Origin of the sequence: Saccharothrix deserti, assembly GCF_009769385.1 — a bacterium.
Taxonomy (GTDB): Bacteria; Actinomycetota; Actinomycetes; order Mycobacteriales; family Pseudonocardiaceae; genus Actinosynnema; species Actinosynnema deserti.
This window is the reverse complement of record NZ_VKAB01000025.1, coordinates 1-12,819: the sequence shown is the minus strand read 5'-3', so window position 1 is coordinate 12,819 and position 12,819 is coordinate 1. Positions and strand designations below refer to the sequence as shown.

At 69.3% G+C, this 12,819-nt stretch carries 15 protein-coding genes; 7 read left to right on the top strand and 8 right to left on the bottom strand.

Going from position 1 to position 12,819, the window contains the following annotated elements:
- Positions 1–28: 28 nt before the first annotated feature.
- The 4 genes from FM051_RS33330 (at position 29) to FM051_RS33315 (ending at position 3,355) form a co-directional block, all read left to right on the top strand.
- The gene (locus tag FM051_RS33330; protein ID WP_158850438.1) at positions 29–487 is read left to right on the top strand and encodes an NUDIX domain-containing protein; all 459 of its coding nucleotides are present in this window, start codon (positions 29–31) and stop codon (positions 485–487) included.
- Positions 488–663: 176 nt separating this feature from the next.
- Positions 664–1,341 carry a 16S rRNA (guanine(527)-N(7))-methyltransferase RsmG gene (gene rsmG / locus FM051_RS33325; protein WP_158850437.1) on the top strand — a complete coding sequence of 226 codons (678 nt, stop codon included), beginning with the start codon at positions 664–666 and terminating at the stop codon, positions 1,339–1,341.
- Between the two features lie 116 nt (positions 1,342–1,457).
- A complete protein-coding gene (locus FM051_RS33320) occupies positions 1,458–2,366 on the top strand; it encodes a ParA family protein (protein ID WP_158850436.1) in 909 nt (302 codons plus the stop codon).
- Positions 2,363–3,355: a ParB/RepB/Spo0J family partition protein gene (locus tag FM051_RS33315; RefSeq protein ID WP_158850435.1), complete on the top strand. Its 993-nt coding sequence runs from the start codon at positions 2,363–2,365 to the stop codon at positions 3,353–3,355. Before FM051_RS33320 ends, FM051_RS33315 begins: the two co-directional genes overlap by 4 nt.
- 136 nt (positions 3,356–3,491) lie before the next feature.
- On the opposite strand, the gene FM051_RS33310 is transcribed toward FM051_RS33315, so the two are convergent.
- Complete coding sequence (locus tag FM051_RS33310) at positions 3,492–4,436, bottom strand: D-alanine--D-alanine ligase family protein (RefSeq protein ID WP_158850434.1); 945 nt, start codon at positions 4,434–4,436, stop codon at positions 3,492–3,494.
- Positions 4,437–4,450: 14 nt separating this feature from the next.
- The gene (locus tag FM051_RS33305; RefSeq protein WP_158850432.1) at positions 4,451–5,767 is read right to left on the bottom strand and encodes an aminotransferase-like domain-containing protein; all 1,317 of its coding nucleotides are present in this window, start codon (positions 5,765–5,767) and stop codon (positions 4,451–4,453) included.
- 143 nt (positions 5,768–5,910) lie between these two features.
- Here FM051_RS33305 and FM051_RS33300 point away from each other — a divergent pair, with 143 nt between their 5' ends.
- Together FM051_RS33300 and FM051_RS33295 are read left to right on the top strand one after the other, a co-directional pair.
- Positions 5,911–6,543, top strand: coding sequence for a GNAT family N-acetyltransferase (locus FM051_RS33300; RefSeq protein ID WP_158850430.1), 633 nt, complete (start codon positions 5,911–5,913; stop codon positions 6,541–6,543).
- A 70-nt stretch (positions 6,544–6,613) separates the two neighbouring features.
- Positions 6,614–7,366 (top strand): ArsR/SmtB family transcription factor, encoded by a 753-nt coding sequence (locus FM051_RS33295; protein ID WP_158850428.1) that lies wholly within the window; start codon positions 6,614–6,616, stop codon positions 7,364–7,366.
- A gap of 51 nt (positions 7,367–7,417) precedes the next feature.
- Here FM051_RS33295 and FM051_RS33290 read toward each other — a convergent pair whose 3' ends face one another.
- Complete coding sequence (locus FM051_RS33290) at positions 7,418–7,837, bottom strand: hypothetical protein (protein ID WP_158850426.1); 420 nt, start codon at positions 7,835–7,837, stop codon at positions 7,418–7,420.
- A 41-nt stretch (positions 7,838–7,878) separates the two neighbouring features.
- On the opposite strand from FM051_RS33290, the gene FM051_RS33285 reads away from it, so the two are divergent.
- Positions 7,879–8,103 carry a hypothetical protein gene (locus FM051_RS33285; protein WP_158850424.1) on the top strand — a complete coding sequence of 75 codons (225 nt, stop codon included), beginning with the start codon at positions 7,879–7,881 and terminating at the stop codon, positions 8,101–8,103.
- A 222-nt stretch (positions 8,104–8,325) separates the two neighbouring features.
- On the opposite strand, the gene FM051_RS33280 is transcribed toward FM051_RS33285, so the two are convergent.
- From FM051_RS33280 to sigM, 5 genes are all read right to left on the bottom strand, one after another.
- Positions 8,326–9,468: an N-acetylmuramoyl-L-alanine amidase gene (locus FM051_RS33280; RefSeq protein WP_158850422.1), complete on the bottom strand. Its 1,143-nt coding sequence runs from the start codon at positions 9,466–9,468 to the stop codon at positions 8,326–8,328.
- 171 nt (positions 9,469–9,639) lie between these two features.
- The gene (gene trxA / locus FM051_RS33275; protein WP_158850420.1) at positions 9,640–9,966 is read right to left on the bottom strand and encodes a thioredoxin; all 327 of its coding nucleotides are present in this window, start codon (positions 9,964–9,966) and stop codon (positions 9,640–9,642) included.
- Positions 9,967–9,998: 32 nt separating this feature from the next.
- Positions 9,999–10,991: a thioredoxin-disulfide reductase gene (trxB, locus tag FM051_RS33270; RefSeq protein ID WP_158850418.1), complete on the bottom strand. Its 993-nt coding sequence runs from the start codon at positions 10,989–10,991 to the stop codon at positions 9,999–10,001.
- Positions 10,992–11,129: 138 nt separating this feature from the next.
- Complete coding sequence (locus FM051_RS33265; RefSeq protein WP_158850416.1) at positions 11,130–11,891, bottom strand: hypothetical protein; 762 nt, start codon at positions 11,889–11,891, stop codon at positions 11,130–11,132.
- On the bottom strand, positions 11,888–12,505 hold the full coding sequence (sigM, locus tag FM051_RS33260) for an RNA polymerase sigma factor SigM (RefSeq protein ID WP_158850414.1): 618 nt from the start codon (positions 12,503–12,505) through the stop codon (positions 11,888–11,890). Before sigM ends, FM051_RS33265 begins: the two co-directional genes overlap by 4 nt.
- Positions 12,506–12,819 lie beyond the last annotated feature (314 nt).

The following is a 12,819-nucleotide window of genomic DNA, read 5'->3' as shown; positions in this document are numbered from 1 at the left end:
GCCGTGTTTCACGTGAAACGGTCGCGGCATGACTGAGATCATCCGGAACCTCCGAGTCGCCGCCTACGCCGTGATCATCGAGGACGGTCGGCTGCTCCTCTCCCGGTTGCAGAATCCGGGCCGGCCGATGTGGATCCTGCCCGGCGGCGGGCTCGACCACGGCGAGGATCCGTACGACGCGGTCGTCCGCGAGGTGTTCGAGGAGACGGGCTACCGCGCCGAGGTCGACCGCCTGCTCGGCATCCAGAACTTCTCCGGCCCGATGGTTCACGACGGCGTCGAGGTCGACTACCACCGCATCCGGATCATGTACGAGGCGCACATCGTCGGCGGCGAACTCACCTTCGAAGTGGACGGCAGCACGGACCAGGCGGCGTGGTTCCCGCTCGACGAGGTACCGCACCTCGACCACGTCGAGTCGGTCGACTACGCGCTCGAACTCCTCCGCTCGTTGCCCAAGGACGGTCGGATCGCAAGTTTCACGTGAAACGCCGTAGATCTCGTCACTTCGATTTGGCGTGTCGCCGGGGTGATCCGTCATAGTGGGCACCGGCACATCTCGCGGGGCCTCGCCGCTCCTGACGAGTCGCCCAACCCCATCGCCCACACCGGCCCCTCGCCGGCGTCGTGTGTGGTTTCACGTGAAACGTCCCGGACGGAGCCATGGCCGCAGAGGTGGAAGACCGCGCGAAGAGGGTCTTCGGTGACCACTACGACAAGGCGGTCGCCTTCACGGCACTGCTCACCGAGCACGGTGTCGAACGCGGGCTCATCGGTCCGCGTGAGGTCGACCGGCTCTGGGATCGTCACATCCTCAATTCGGCCGTCGTCGCGGAGTTGCTTCCCGAAGGTTCACGCGTCGTAGACGTAGGCTCAGGCGCGGGCCTGCCGGGCATCCCCCTGGCGATCGCACGGCCGGATCTCAACCTCACGCTCCTCGAACCGATGGCACGTCGGGTGGCGTGGCTGAACGAGTGCGTCGAAGCACTCGACCTCAAAATCACCGTGATCCGCGGACGAGCCGAGGAGGGGCCGGTGCGCGACCAGCTGTCCGGCAGCGACGTCGTGACGGCCCGCGCGGTGGCTCCGCTGGAGCGGCTGACGCGGTGGTGCCTACCGCTGCTGAGGCCCGGTGGACGTCTGGTGGCTCTCAAGGGCGAGAGCGCAGCGGAAGAGCTGGAACGCGACGCCGAGGCGGTGCGCAGGGCCGGAGGAGTCCGGCCACGCGTCATCACCTGCGGTGGCGATGTACTCGAACTGCCGACGACGGTCGTGCTCCTGGAGCGCGACGAGCAGGCGAGCCGCCGTGAAGGCGCGCGTCGCAAAAGGAAGGATCGGTGAACGTGTACCCCGACCCCTTGCAACCGGTGTTCCGAGCGGCCGGTGTTCCACGTGAAACCGAACCCGAAGGTGTGGTGGGCGCGGGCGAAGTGCTCCGCCCGGTAGGCAACGCAGACTTGGCTAACAACGTGGAACCGGCAGGAGACAGCACCGTGTGGACCCCCATCGCGGAAGAAGCGGCACGCGCCACCCGCGTCCTGCACCCCGACTCCCTCCAACTCCCCCGTCCGGACCGTCGCCGGGTCATGGTGGTCGCCAACCAGAAGGGTGGCGTCGGCAAGACCACGAGCACGGTGAACCTGGCCGCCGCCCTCGCGATCCACGGGCTCAAGGTCCTCGTCATCGACCTCGACCCGCAGGGCAACGCGAGCACCGCGTTGGCCGTCGAACACCGCTCCGGCACACCGTCCGTGTACGAGGTGCTGATCGGTGAGCTGTCCGTCACCGAGGCGGCTCAGGTCAGCAACCAGTCCCCCAACCTCTACTGCGTGCCCGCCACGATCGACCTCGCGGGCGCCGAGATCGAACTGGTCTCGATGGTGGCCCGCGAGTCCCGGCTGAAGGAGGCGCTGAGCCCCGAGGCGCTGGACCCGATCAAGCCGGACTACGTGTTCATCGACTGCCCGCCGTCGCTCGGCCTGCTGACCGTCAACGCGATGGTCGCCGCGCAGGAGGTGCTGATCCCGATCCAGTGCGAGTACTACGCGCTGGAGGGTCTGGGGCAGCTGCTGCGCAACATCGAACTCGTGCAGGCGCACCTGAACCCCACGCTGAACGTGTCCACCATCCTGCTCACCATGTACGACGGCCGCACGAAGCTGGCCGACCAGGTGACCAGCGAGGTGCGCGGCCACTTCGGCGACACGGTCCTCAAAACGGTGATCCCGCGCAGCGTGAAGGTCTCCGAGGCACCAGGATTCGCTCAGACGGTGCTCACCTACGATCCCGGCTCACGGGGCGCGATGAGCTACCTCGACGCGGCACGGGAGATCGCCGAGTTCGGCGCGGAGATGGGGCAGGCATGACGGAACAGCGCAAGGGTGGCCTCGGTCGCGGGCTCGCGGCCCTGATCCCGAGCGGCCCACCGCCGGGCACACCGGGGGCGCCGACGCTCCGGTCTCTGTCGAATGGTGGGTCGTCCTCCCCTGCGCTTGCTTCTTCCGGGCACCCCGACGTGTCCGGGGAGGTGGCCGGCGCGGTGTACCAGGAGCTGCCGGTCACCGCGATCCGCACCAACCCGAAGCAGCCGCGGCAGGTCTTCGACGAGGAAGCGCTGCGCGAGCTGGAGCACTCGATCCGCGAGTTCGGGCTCATGCAGCCGATCGTGGTGCGCGCCACCGGGGCGGACACCTACGAACTCGTCATGGGCGAGCGGCGGTGGCGGGCGACCCAGCTCGCGGGCCTGAAGACGATCCCGGCGATCGTCCGGCACACCGCCGACGACGTGATGCTGCGCGACGCGCTGCTGGAGAACATCCACCGCGTCCAGCTGAACCCGTTGGAAGAGGCGTCGGCCTACCAGCAGCTGCTGGAGGAGTTCGGCGTGACGCACGAGGAGCTGGCCGACCGCATCGGCCGCAGCCGCCCGGTCGTCACCAACACCATCCGGCTGCTGAAGCTCCCCCTGCCCGTGCAGCGGCGGGTCGCGGCGGGCGTGCTGTCCGCCGGCCACGCCCGCGCGTTGCTCGGGATCGAGGACCCCGGTGTTCAGGAGGAGCTGGCAACCCGGATCGTCGCGGAGGGCATGTCGGTCCGCGCGACCGAGGAGGCGGTGACGCTCGCCAAGAGCGCCGAGCCCGCCAAGGCGAAGCAGGTGCGGCGCAAGCAGATGCAGGCGCCCGGTCTGCAGGAGCTCGCGGAGCGGTTGTCCGACAACTTCGACACCCGGGTGAAGGTCGAACTGGGCCAGCGGAAGGGGCGGATCGTGGTCGAGTTCGGGTCCGTGGACGACTTGGAGCGCATTATTCAGCTCATGTCGCCCGAAGCGGCGCAACGAACGCGGTCTCCCGAGTAGGTCGTCGGGCACGGCGAAAAAACGGACAAAAGGGATTCGTTCGGGCCGCAAGGGATCACCCAGGGGCCTTATGTCACGGTGACGATGACGGCCCGTGTCCAATCGGACACGGGCCGTCAGGTAAAAGTGAGAACCTCTAACGCTCGACGGCGCGCTCCACCAGACCCGCGTAGATCTCGCCGAGCGACTTCCCCGCCGCCTCGACCGCCATCGGCAGGAGCGAGGTCTCGGTCAAACCGGGCGACACGTTCACTTCGAGGAAGTGCACCGTGCCGTCGGCGGCCACGATCGCGTCGGTCCGCGACACGTCCCGCAGACCCAACAGCCGGTGCGCCGACACCGCCAGCTCGCCGACCGCCTGCGCCGCCTTCTCGTCCAACCGCGCCGGCGCGTGGAAGTCCGTCAACCCGGCGGTGTACCGAGCGGTGTAGTCGTAGACGCCGTTCTCCGGCACGATCTCCACCGGCGGCAGGGCGTACGGCCCGTCGGGACCGTCGACCACCGCCACGGCCACCTCGACGCCCTCCACGTACCGCTCGGCGAGCACGGTGTCGCCGTACGCCAGACACCCGACCATCGCGGTCGGCAGGTCGGCCGCGTCACGCACCACCCGGGCACCCAACGCCGACCCACCCTGGTCCGGCTTGAGCATCAACGGCAGCCCGAGCCGTTCGACCATCGCGTCCAGCACGGGCTGCGCGCCCAGCTCCCGGAACGTCGCGTGCGGCAGCACGGCCCACTCCGGCGTCGTCAGACCCGCACGGGCCAGCTCCGCCTTGGAGGTCGGCTTGTCCCAGGCCCGGCGGCACGCCCGCGAGTCCGTGCCGACGAACGGCACGTCCATCAGCTCCAGGATCGTCTGCACGGACCCGTTCTCGCCCTCGCCACCGTGCAGCGCCACCACGACGGCGTCCGGCCGGTGCTCCTTGAGCCGGGTGAGCAGGTTGCCGTCGGCATCCCACTCCTCCACGACCAGGCCGGCCGAGCGGAGGGCGGCGGACAACCTGCGACCGGATCGCAAGGACACCTCCCGCTCGTGCGAAAGGCCCCCGGACAGGACTGCGACCCAGCGGTTCGACAACTCTCTACTCCTGATCAAGCGGTGTCGGGCGATGGGCTGTGCGGACCGGAGACCGCGCGGCCGACCGTGGGGCCGAACGTCTCGTGCAGCTCGATCTCGTCCTTGATGACGTTCGCGAGCCGCCGCACGCCCTCGCGGATGCGTTCGGGCGTCGGGTAGCAGTACGAGATGCGGAGCTGGCGGCTGCCGAGGCCGTCGGCGTAGAAGCCGGTGCCCGACGCGTACGCGACGCGCTGGGTGATGGCGCGCGGCAGCATCGCCTTGGTGTCGACGCCCTCAGGGACGGTCACCCACACGTAGAACCCGCCGTTCGGCTTGTTCCACGTGGAACCAACCGGCATGTGCTGTTCCAACGACGAGATCGCCGCGTCACGCCGTTCCTGGTAGGCCTCGCGGTAGGTCTTGATCTGGCCCTTCCAGTCGTGCGTCGTCAGGTAGCGCGACACGATCAGCTGGTTGAGCGTCGGCGGGCACAGCGTGGCCGACTCGGCGGCCAGCACCAGCTTCTCCCGCACCGCGTGCGGCGCGAGCACCCAGCCGACCCGCAGGCCCGCCGCGAACGTCTTGGAGAACGAACCGAGGTACACCACGTTGTCCGGATCGGTCGACCGCAGCGCCGGGTAGGTGATGCCGTCGAAGCCGAGCAGGCCGTACGGGTTGTCCTCGACCACGAGGATGCCGTGCGTGCGGCAGATCTCCAGGACCTCGGCCCGGCGCTGGACGGCGAGCGTCACGCCGGCCGGGTTGTGGAAGTTCGGGATCGTGTAGAGGAACTTGATCCGCTGCCCGGCGCGTTGGACGGCCGCGACGGCTTCCCGCAACGCGTCCGGCATGAGGCCGTCCGCGTCCATGCCGACGTGCACGACCTGCGCCTGGTAAGCGGCGAACGACCCGAGCGCGCCCACGTACGACGGGCCTTCGGCCAGCACCACGTCACCGGGGTCGCAGAAGATCCGGGTGACCATGTCGAGGCCCATCTGGGAGCCGACGGTCACCACCACGTCGTCCGGGTGGGCGTTGATGCCCTCCAGCGCCATCACTTCGCAGATCTGCTCACGCAGCTCGGGCACGCCGTGCGCGCTGCCGTACTGGAGGGCGACCAGGCCCTCGGTGGCGATGACGTCGGCCACCTCCGCGCTGAGCGACTCCAGTGGCAGTGCCGCCAGGTGGGGCATCCCTCCCGCCAGGGACACCACCTCAGGCCTGCTCGCCACCGCGAAGAGCGCCCGGATCTCCGATGCCGTCATGCCCGCCGTGCGCGCCGCGTACCGGCGCAGGTGGGGGTCGAGGCTTCTGGCTCCCTGCTTGGGGGGCAATCCGGGTAGGTTCACGGGAAACTCCGTAGGTGGCTGTTACCGGCGGGTTTGTTCCCGCCCGAGTGTAACGGCCGTCCCGTTCGTGGCATCTGCCTTCCGGGCGGGGGTCACATCCGCCTATCCTCGTGGGGGATGTATTCGGGGGCTTGGAGGTCGGGGTGTCGCGTCGTGTCGTGGGCGTCACCTTGGACAACCTGGAGAACCTCTCCAAGCACAGCCGGACCTGTGTCTTCTGGGAGCTCGCGCCGCACCTGAAGGACCAGGCCGAGGAGTTCGGGGACACCGAGTTCGAGAAGGAAGCCTGGGTTTCCAGCGTCCTGCTGGAATGGGGTTCCTGCGGCCGGATCATCTACTGCGACGGCATTCCCGCCGGTTCCGTCTTCTACGCCCCGCCGGCGGCCGTGCCCAGGTCACTGGCGTTCCCCACCTCCCCGGTCAGCCCCGACGCGGTGCTGATGACGGGCCTGGAGGTGCTGCCGGAGTTCCGCGGCGGCGGCCTCGGCCGGGTGCTGGTGCAGACGGTGGCGAAGGACCTCACCCGTCGTGGCGTGAAGGCGATCGAGGCGTTCGGCGACGCCAGGCCGGACGAGGACGGGCCGGGCTGCGTCACGCCGGCCGACTTCCTCCTGCAGGTGGGCTTCAAGACGTTGCGCCCCCACCCCCGGTGGCCGCGGTTGCGGCTGGAGCTGCGCAGCGCGTCTTCGTGGAAGGAAGACGTGGAGTCGGCGCTGGAGCGGCTGCTCAACTCGGTGACCGTGTCGACCGCGGAGCCCAGCTTCCGACCCGTGTAAAACCCCGTTCTGACCTGCGGGTTTCTTGGCGTGCGTTGACATGCAGGTAATTGCCTGCATATCGTGCGGCGTGGACAAGGTGTTCAAAGCCCTGGCCGACGAGACCCGCCGCTACCTCCTCGACCGGCTGCACGAGGAGAGCGGGCAGACGCTCGGCGAGCTGTGCGCGCGACTGGGCATGACCAGGCAGTCCGTCACCCAGCACCTGGCCGTGCTGGAGGCGGCGAACCTGGTCAGCACCGTCCGCCGGGGGCGGGAGAAGTTGCACTACCTCAACCCCGTGCCGCTGCACGAGGTGCAGGAGCGGTGGATCGACAAGTTCGAGCGGCCGCGGTTGCGGGTGCTCAGCGACGTGAAACGACGAGCGGAGGAACCGGTGAAGCCGGAGTTCGTGTACGTGACGTACATCGAGAGCACGCCCGAGCGGGTGTGGGAGGCCCTCACCGACGCCGATCTGACGGCCGAGTACTGGGGTCATCGCAACATCTCGGACTGGCAGGTGGGGTCGACCTGGGCGCACCGGCGCGCGGACGGGTCGGAGGTCGACGACGTGGTGGGCGAGGTCGTCGAGGCCGACCCGCCGCGCCGCCTGGTGACCACGTGGGCGGACCCGGCCGAGCCGTCGGTGACGTCCACGGTGACGTTCCGCATCGAGGCGTACGGCGAGATCGTGCGGCTGACCGTGACGCACGAGGGCCTGGCCGACGGCGCGGAGCGCGCGCAGGCGGCCGCCGGCTGGGCGGCGGTGCTGTCGAACCTGAAGTCGCTGCTGGAGACCGGGCACGTGCTGCCGGGCATCCCGTGGGAGATGCCCGTGAGCTGAGGCCCGGTCGGATCCGGCAGGAAGCGGTCGTGAAGCGGTCGGGAGGCGGTGCTAGAAGCGGTCGATCTCGCAGCTCTCCAGCGTGCCGCCCTGGAAGAGGTCGAGCGCCTGCTCGCTGACGACGAGCTGCCCCTGGTCGGTGACGCCGATGTCGTCCACCCCGGCCTGGCCGGTCACCTCGAGCCAGTGGAAGGTCGGCAGCTCCTTGCCCTCCAGCATCTCCTGCGCCTCTTCGGAGAGGGTCACCGTGGCGCGGCGGATGCGGAACGCGTCCAGGCCGCTGTCGACCAGCGTGTCGGCGAGGTCGTCGGTGACGAGGTACACCGGGAACGCCTCGATCAGGTCATCACCCGACCAGTCGCTGATCTCGTAGTGCACCGCCTCGATGCGCGGCGGGTGAGCCGCGGCGTCGATGACGGTCCCTTCGTCCAGTGCACCGGCTACCTCTGGTTCGAGGCGGTAGAACTCCATCGTGCTCCTCGCCGGCGGCGGCCGGCCAATAAGATCGACTTGTGGACATGGGGGTGGAGATCCAGCGCAAGGTACTCGCGATCATCGAGGGATCGCGGGATTTCCAGAAGATTCGCACACTGCTCGACGGCTGGCAGGCCGAGGGCATCCCGGCGGAGCGGCTGGTCGACGAGCTGACCGACCTCATGCTCGACCTGCGCGCGCAGAACCGTGCGGACGACGAGGACGCCGTCGCCGACGTGCTCGACGTCCTGGCGGACTGGTGAGTCAGGCGCGCTGGGTGCGGAGGAACGCGTGCCAGTTGCCCTCGGGAAGGCCAGGGTGGGGCCTGCTGAGCCGACCCAGCGACCAGCCCAACGACCTGGACCCGTGTTCCGCGGGCACCTTGCCGAAAACTAGCGCCCCGTGGGGGCAAAAAGCCCTGATCAGGCCGCTAATCCACCTCAAGGGAGCACGTTGAGCGCGATCTTGCCCAGTGGACGAATCGCCTAGCGGATCTTGCCGGTGGCCACCTCGTGTCGCAGCAGGTCGTCCATGGTGAACGTGCCGGTCGGCTGGTCGTCCTTGCCGAGCAGGTACAGCCGCTTCACCGCGACGAGGATGCCCTCGGCCACCACGTCCCGGAACGACGGGTTCGCCAGCCGCTGCCGGTCGCCCGCGTTGGTCAGGTAGCCGACCTCGACCCGGACCGCCGTGCAGCGGGTCATCCGCAGCATGTCCCACGTCTTCGGGTGCGTCCGGCAGTCCAGCATCCCGGTCCGCGCCACGATCTCGCGCTGGATGAACCCGGCCAGCGCCTCACCGACCGTGGACGACGTGCCGTTGCCCGTGCCGAAGTGGAACGTCGCCACACCGGACGCCAGCGGCGACGAGTTGCTGTCGGCGTGCAGCGACAGGATCAGGTCGGCGCCCGCCTCGTTGGCGAACCGCGCCCGCTCACCCTCGTCCGGGTTGTGGTTCGGCCCGCGCGTGAGCAGGGCTTCCATGCCGGTGGCGGCCATCTTGCCCTCGAGCAGCCTGGCCAGGTCGAGCATGACGTCGGCCTCGGCCACGCCGTCGACCACGACACCGCGATCGTCACCGCCGTGACCCGGGTCGATGATGATGCGCTTCCCGGACAGCCTCGGCCCGGCCCGGCGGACCCGCTCCTGCTCGCGCAGGAACACCGGCCGGCCACCGCGCACCTTGGGCTGGAGCTGGCGCAGCGCGCGCACCGTGTCGGGACCGCACATGCCGTCCACGATCAGGCCGTAGTCGCGCTGGAAGCTCCGCAACGCCTGCTCGGTCTGCTGACCGAACTCGCCGTTGGCCCGGCCGGCGTCGTAACCCAGCTCCAGCAGCCGTTCCTGCAACGCCGACACGTCGTCACCGGTCACCGGCTGTGCCATCAGGAACGCCAGCGGGCGGTCGCCGAGCCGGTAGGTCGCGTCCCGCAGCGCCCGGTAGGTGGCGGGACCGACGACACCGTCGGTGATCAGACCCCGCTGCTGCTGGAACGCGCGCACAGCGTGCTCGACCGGCAGGTCGAACACCTGGGACGGATGCGGATCGGACAGCAGACCGAGCTTCGTCAGCGTTGCCCTGACCTCGGCGACGTCCGGTCCGAAATCCCCGCGGCGGAGTAGCAGCATGCACCCCTCGCTCACTAAGGCGCCGACACCCGTCGACGCTGAACTTGACGCCCTATTGTGCCTTGCTCGAGCCGGTGCCAGGGACGGGGCTACTACCAGTGGTCAATCGTCCACAAAAGAGTGACCCGCCCGTCTCTGTGGAAGACGGACGGGTCACCCGGTTGGTTGCACTCAGAGCACGTCGGACAGGTCCTTCAGCAGTGCGGCCTTCGGCTTGGCGCCCACGATCTGCTTCACCGGGCGGCCACCCTGGAACAGGATCATGGTCGGCACCGACATGATCTGGTAGTCACGCGCGATCGACGGGTTCGCGTCGATGTCGAGCTTCGCGACGGTGATCTTCTCGGCGTGCTCGGCGGCGATCTCCTCGAGCACCGGGGCGACCATCTTGCACGGGCCGCACCACGTCGCCCAGAAGTCGACCAGGACCGGCTTTTCGCTGGTCAGGACGTCGTCGGTGAACGTCTGAGCGGACGTGACCACGGTGGAGCCTGCCATGTGTGTTCTCCCTAGTGAGAAAAGAAGCGGGTTCAGCTGGTGGTGACGGGCTCGCTGTAGCCGCCGCCGACGTGCTCGGCGGTGACCGCGGCCTCCGTGGTCCCGTGCTCGGCGAGCCAGCGCTCCGCGTCGATCGCGGCGGCGCAGCCCGACCCGGCGGCGGTGATTGCCTGGCGGTAGGTGTGGTCGACCAGGTCGCCCGCGGCGAACACGCCGTCCACGTTCGTGTGAGTGGTCCGGCCGACGACCTGGACGTAACCCTCGCCGTCCAGCTCGATCTGGCCCTTGACCAGCTCACTGCGCGGGTCGTGGCCGATGGCGACGAAGAACCCGGTGAACGGGTGCTCGGTCACCTCACCGGTGCGCGTGTCGCGGGTCTTCACGCCGGACACCGAGTTCTTGCCGAGCACCTCGACGACCTCGGCGTTCAGCAGCCACTTGATCTTCTCGTTGTTCCGCGCGCGCTCCAGCATGATCTTGGAGGCGCGGAACTCCTCGCGGCGGTGGATGATCGTGACGCTGCGGGCGAACTTGGTGAGGAACGTCGCCTCCTCCATCGCCGAGTCGCCGCCGCCGATCACCGCGATGTCCTGGTCGCGGAAGAAGAAGCCGTCGCACGTGGCGCAGGCCGACACGCCGCGTCCCAGCAGCTCCTGCTCACCGGGGACGTGCAGGTAGCGCGCCGCCGCGCCCATGGCCAGCACGACCGCGCGGGCGGCGTACCGCTGCCCGTTGGCCGTGACGTACTTCACCGGGCCGTCGAGCTCCAGCGCCTCGACGTCCTCCGCGCGCAGCTCGGCGCCGAAGCGCTTCGCCTGCTCCCGCATCTGCTCCATGAGGTCGGGGCCCATGATGCCGTCGCGGAAACCGGGGTAGTTCTCGACTTCGGTCGTGGTCATCAGCGCGCCGCCGTACTGCGAGCCCTCGAACACCAGCGGTTCGAGCTGGGCGCGCGCCGCGTAGACCCCCGCGGTGTACCCGGCGGGCCCCGATCCCACGACGATCAGGTTCCGAACGTCCGACACCCTCGACCTCCGTTAGTCGCTCACGGCCTGGGATCACCCGGGCCGGCTCTTCGCACAACGGATCGTAGGGTGCGGTAATTCCGCACCATTCGAGTGAGCTCGGCTACGTAGCGGTTACCGCGTGGGGTACGGCGTCGGTCACGGCTCGATCGTGCTGTTCGCCAGGACGCCGTCCGGGTTGTCCGGACCGCACGTCTGGGGGTCGACCACCACGATCCGGTACGCGCCGGGCGCGCCCGCGGGCAGGATCGCCATCACGGCCGGCTTGTCGTCCAGCGTGATGGGGCTGACACCGAGCGGCTTGCCCGCCGCGATGTTCGCGCCGCGCAGGCAGTCGGCCAGCTTGTCCTGGTTCTCCAGCGGGCCGTAGTTCTGCGCCTTGAGCACGTCGCCGAACACCGGGCCGAAGTTCTGGTCGCGCACCGCCGGCATCCGGTCGCTGTCGCCGGGTGCGGCGCTGCCGGTGACCGGGGACGACGTCGTCTCGGCGGGCTTGGCGATACCGCCGTCGGGACCTGCGGTGGTGCTCGGTGGAAGCGCTACCACGGCGACGCCGACGGCGACCGCGGCCGCCGCGAGCAACCCCGCGCCCCAGCCGAGGCGCTTGTTGCGGCGGGCCTTGGCCCGGGCGAAGTCGATCACGGGTGCGGTCGGGCGCGCCTCTTCGGCGAGCGCCGCGTCGATCCGGTCGGCCACGTGGCGCGGCATGGGGATCGGCGGCAGGTTGTGCAGGTCTTCGAGCGTCGCGTCGAGGGCGGCCAGGATCTCCCGCGCCTCGGGATCGTTCTCGACCAGTGGCCGCAGCTCGGCCTCGGTCCGCGGGTCCAGAACCCCCGCGTGCAGATCAGCCAGCAGGTCGACGGACCACGGCGGCCCGGTACGCCGCGCATTGCCGGTCATCGTTCCTCCAACTGACGTCCCTGTTGCACCTGCACATCGTTCATTGGGACGTTCGCATCTGCACTTTGGTTCCGGAGGTGACCCAGAACTTTGGCGAGCTTGGCCCGTCCACGGGCGCACCGCGACTTGACGGTGCCCTCCGCGATACCCAGGAGCTGCGCCGTTTCCGCGACCGAGTAGCCCTCCACGTCGACCAGGATGATCGGGGCGCGCTGCTCTTCCGGCAGCTCGTTGAGGGCGGCCTGGACGACCAGCCGGGTCTCGCGTTCGGCCATCGCGTCACGGGGAGCCACCGGCTCGCCGGGGCCTGCCTCGGGCAGCGGCACGGTCGGCCTGGTTTGTCGCCTGCGCATCCGGTCCAGGCAGGCGTTCACGACTATTCGGTGCAGCCAGGTGGTGACCTGGGACTCGGCCCGGAAGCTCGCCGCCGCGCGGAAGGCCGAGATGAACGCCTCCTGCAGCGCGTCCGCGGCCTCTTCGGGATCGCGCAGCGTGCGCAGCGCGACGGCCCACATGCGATCTCGGTGCCTGCGCACGATCTCGGAGAAGGCATGAGGGTCACCCGCGGCGTGCGCCGCGATGAGGTCTGCGTCCGAGCTGGCTGCGGCGGTCACGCCCGGGAGCCTATCGGGCTCGATCAACCGGGCTTCGATCACCTGCACGGGGTCGGCGGTGGCACCTGCGCGACCCGCGCCTGATCACCGCGCACCACGACGACGAGAAGTGCCCGCCGCACGGCCTGAACGGCGCCGCGGGCGCGCGGTCAACCGGAGATCCCCCCCACTTCGGCCACACCGACAAGCTACTGACCTTTTCAGTTCAGGGTGACGTCATGGTGGCGTAGTGATCAATCCGGTTTGTGCGATGAACCCGTCGAGCAGGTCGGGGCGGTACTGCATCCGTTTGAGGCGGTTGCGGACCACCGCCG

Bases quoted from the DNA above. Each gene is read 5' to 3' on its own strand.
- FM051_RS33330 (WP_158850438.1), top strand. From the start codon at position 29: ATGACTGAGATCATCCGGAACCTCCGAGTCGCCGCCTACGCCGTGATC.
- rsmG (WP_158850437.1), top strand. From the start codon at position 664: ATGGCCGCAGAGGTGGAAGACCGCGCGAAGAGGGTCTTCGGTGACCAC.
- FM051_RS33315 (WP_158850435.1), top strand. From the start codon at position 2,363: ATGACGGAACAGCGCAAGGGTGGCCTCGGTCGCGGGCTCGCGGCCCTG.
- FM051_RS33290 (WP_158850426.1), bottom strand. From the start codon at position 7,837: ATGGAGTTCTACCGCCTCGAACCAGAGGTAGCCGGTGCACTGGACGAA.
- FM051_RS33280 (WP_158850422.1), bottom strand. From the start codon at position 9,468: ATGCTGCTACTCCGCCGCGGGGATTTCGGACCGGACGTCGCCGAGGTC.
- trxA (WP_158850420.1), bottom strand. From the start codon at position 9,966: ATGGCAGGCTCCACCGTGGTCACGTCCGCTCAGACGTTCACCGACGAC.
- FM051_RS33265 (WP_158850416.1), bottom strand. From the start codon at position 11,891: ATGACCGGCAATGCGCGGCGTACCGGGCCGCCGTGGTCCGTCGACCTG.